Source organism: Nostoc sp. UIC 10890 (genome assembly GCF_054786515.1).
On record NZ_JBSGKF010000061.1, the window covers coordinates 1 to 4,324 of the forward strand.

At 35.8% G+C, this 4,324-nt stretch carries 1 protein-coding gene; it reads right to left on the reverse strand.

Annotated features, from left to right (window positions below):
• Positions 1–3,766, reverse strand: a 3,766-nt coding sequence (locus tag ACWATR_RS38730) for a plasmid replication protein, CyRepA1 family (RefSeq protein WP_460345322.1), incomplete at its 3' end; no start/stop codon positions are given.
• Positions 3,767–4,324 lie beyond the last annotated feature (558 nt).

Consider the following 4,324-nt stretch of genomic DNA (forward strand, 5'->3'; position numbering starts at 1 on the left):
AAGCTTTTTTAATTTCTTTCTTTTGCTCTTTGGTATGGTGTTCTAAATCCTCAAGTACTTTTAATTCTTCCTCTCCTATATCCCGTGAATCTGAAATCTGATCAAGATGATATGAATATTGATCCTCTTTCAGTTCAATCATGGACTCTTTAACAGATTTATTTAACTCTGCTTCATCCTCTGCAATCTCAGGATAAAAAATACTACAACCTTGACCTTCTAAAATTTCAACTACCCAATCTAGAGTAGCTTTCATTGAAAGGTTATAAAAAGCAGCAGTTGCAGCATATCTCTTTTTAAAGATCCAGTTTTCTGTAATGCCGTAAACCTCAGTTAATTTTTCAGAACCATTAGGTAAAACTGAACAGCTATCAAGATCATAAGGTGCTTGAATTTCTTCTAAGCTTTTACCTATTCTTTGTAGTGCTTCATCTCTTACCTTGATTTTTTCTGCTTTTTCTTTTGCCTGTGCATCATCAGCAGATTTAATAAGCTTGTTAAACTGTGCAAGGGAATTTAATGATGCTGTACGCTCATGGTCAATGTGGGTTAAAATGCCTTCCATCGTAACCTCACCACCATGTTTTCTCTGATTATTTAGAGAAGACACCCAAATAGAGCGTACAACATCATCCCCACGAACCCGCCAAAACTGCTGTATGCTCACTGTAGGGGATAGCGTACCCTGTGCAAAGGCATAAACCCAGCCAAAATTATGACCTTCTTCAATGCTTACCCCAGTATCTATGCTTGGTGAAGCTATTACAATGTCATAACCTCTCAAACCAGCATTGATATCTGTTTTAAGAATTTTAGATGCAGGGTGATTTGTTTCAGTTAAAGTATCTCCAGATAAAACCAAGATTTTTAAACTTGGGTATCTATTTTTTAAATCCGCTTCTATGTTATGTGTTCCCCAGGTGCTTTTAACTTGCTGGCCCTGAGAGCATATATAAATAGATTTGGTTTTTAACCCTTGTGCTTGCCCTCCAACTATTGCATCACATTTTTGGTAAATATCAGCTAACATTAAGCCTTGAGTTTTACCCTTGTAAACAGTTACCTTTCTGTTATTAAATTTAAAGGTATTTTCAATTACAAAAGTGTTCCCCGGTAATAGATCATTAATGTAGTGATAGTCCGATGTTTTTATGTCGGCATCGCTAGCAATCAAGCGATCGCACTGGTTAAGCATTGCTTGAAAAGCATTAGCCGCTAATGTTCTCTTGTTTTTAATTTCTGTTGTGCTGCTTAAAAAGTGATCATCAACTTGGCAAAACTCATCAATAATTATTTGATATCTATTGATGTTATTCCGTCTTAAAAATGACTCAACTTTTAAGATTGAATCAAAACAAGCAATTACACCTTTCTTATCAAGGATTACTTGATCCTCATCTTCAATCCTGGCAATGTTAAACTTTTTAGCCTGATCAGCACATAATTGTATTCTATGGCTAAGAACAATTGTGAATGATCCCTTAACAAAAAACTCAGATGTTGAGTTTTGATAATCCTTAATCATTTCAGTTAAAAATACTGTCTTACCTGTCCCTTGGGTAGATTTAACAATGATTTTCTTAGCATCATTAGGTATATCAGTAGTTTTAACTGCATCAGTTAGTCTACCTGCATTAATGGATAAATCAACAGGTGCATAAAAAGCCCTTTGATGCTTATATTGCCAGCGTTTAAAGCTTACGGCTTCATAAACCATCTGAGAAAGTAACCCTTCACCCTTCTTTAGATTAAGAATGTCAGCAATGGATTTAAAATTATAAGGTAAATTTATTACCTTTAATAATTCTTGTCTCTCTTGATCCTTACCTAATTCTTGGGTTAATTTCTGGCCAAGCACTTCCCAGCTATTCATTAATTTATCATTAGCTTTCCAGTCTGTTTTATTTAGAGTTTCAGGCACTAAGTAAACATCTTTTTTGAAGCTAATTAGATCCTGAAGTTCAACAGGTAATTCACCATTAACTAATGAAAGTGATGTGTAAGAAACTGCAATAAAACCAGCATTGGATAATGCTAAAGCATCATCATCAGTTTGGCAGATAAAAGCTGCATAAGGTGAATTTCTGATTGCTGTAAAGTTTTTTACGTCTGGGAGTAAAAAACCTGATCCATAATGAGGATTTTTTTCTGCTGCTTCCTTACTAGGTAAAAATAGTTTTGGTTTTTTCTCAGACAAAGATTGTTGAGCAACTAAAGACAACCTAACAGCGTTTACTTGTTCCTCAGGAGGTTTAGCGCTTTTTGAAGCATTAGAGTAAGCAATTTTAGCACTAGCAATTTGCTGTACTTCAGATGCTTGGAAAGTCTTACTCAACCAAGATTCAAAAAGTTGTTCAGCAGTTTGTAGGCAGGGTAAACCAAACTTTTTAATTACTGTTTCAATTTCAAACAGGTTAAGAGCAATAGCAAACGCTCTTTTATATGATCTGCCTGTTCCGTCAGGAGTACCAGATAAAATCTCATTTCTATTTTTAGGATATAGAAATTTTAAGATATCAACAGCTTTACTACTTTGATTGATATCTACAATTACTTGAGAAAGATCAGCTAAATTAGGTTGTGTTGCTTTTTTAGCTTCTTTTTCCTGCTCTCTTTTTAACTGTGCTGCTTTTCTATCCTCAAGGGAAACATAAGGTTTAAACTTTGTAAGCCAGTTAGCGTGATCGCAAACATCAGCATAAGCCCAAAGTATATTTCCCTCTGTACCATCTTCCTTAATTTCTCTTGGTTGATTTTCTTGTGGGATGTATTCGCCTAAAGCTTTACCAGATACTAGTTGCCAGTGTTCCTCAAAGGTTAATAGAGGGAACTTAGCAAGCGATCGCACTTGTGACTCAATACCAGCAATTAGTTTTTTCTGGTTGTAGCTACCATACATCCGAGAAGTTTTAACTTTTAAATCGCCAAGATTACCACCATCTTTATTAATGAAGCCGTCATAACCGCCAAGCCTCAATATAATTTGTTGCAGTTCGGCTGCTTGCTCGGCCGGGATACCTTCATCAGGGCAATTTTTAAAAGTAATGTAGTGGTGTACTGATTTACCACCACTATAAATTTGCTCATTGCAGCTAAAGCCAAGCTCTAAAGGCTCAAGCATTTGGGCTTCTATAGATTGTCTACGGTCGTCACGTTCTACAAAGAAGCCGTAAGTATTGTTAATTTCTTCCTTAACAGTCCCCTGGTTGCGACCGTTTACGACTAGATAAAAAGCTTTCTTTTCATCTATAGCCTGTGCAAATTTGCTAATGATGTCTTGAGAGCCATAAACCAATCTAGGTTTTTTATTCTCTGCTAATTCACGAGCGTGTTTTGCTTCTACCTTCTGGACTATATCTAAAGGTGCATTTTCGCCAATACAATAGATGCTTGATTGTATGGGTTCTTTCTGTCCTGTTCGTTTACCTGTCTTTTTATCTCTGCTATCAATAGGCATCTCTACTCGGAAGAATAAAGCAGAGGTTTTTAAAATCTCCAGTCCTCTAGCTTCATCATCTAAGTGGGCTAAAGAGGCTAGATTGTAGCGGATACCTATATAAGCAAGGAAGTTGGATCGGTTTACCTCATAATTTAAGCCTCTATAGTTAGAGTCAGGTGCTTTCTCTGCATATTCCGAGACAACTACTTTAAGGCTGCTTAGGTCAAATCCTAGCTGTTTAGATGGTGCGTTTGCTTCATCTATCTTCTGTTGGGCTGCTAGTGCGATCGCTTCTTGTTGCTTTACGTAGGCTGATTTTTTCGTCATTATAATCTATCTCTGGGTTTTTGTTTACTTTTCTGTCACAAACCCCAGAAGCCTTACCGTAATTAGCTTTCAAAATATCTCAACTAGAAATAACAAACATTTGATTATTTGCTATAATCGAGGTATATTGAACTTACTAAGAATATTTTGATGGTGGGCTTTCTGAGGAGAAAAACAACAAGTTGACGCTTGTTGCCTTGGGGAGCTTTCCTTTTTTTATTTACCTACTTTTTAAATCAAGCAGGCTATTTTATCTTAAAAAGGTAAAAGTAAAATATTTTAATTGGACTTGACTTTGACTTTGACTTTGACTTTGGCGGGCCAGAACTAGTAGAAGGGTGCGATCGCCTTTATAAGCTTTTAGTGACTCCTAAAAGCTTCTCCTTATTATCAAATCCTGTTCGCCTTACCCCTTCCAATTATCTTAAAAAATAATTAGTACCTCTCAGGTTAATGATTCATCTCTTATCAAGGTTCAGATAAGAACATTCTATCAAAATATTCTTATCTCTATTCTACACATCAGGAAGAAATAAAACAAGCTAGAATATTTATTGT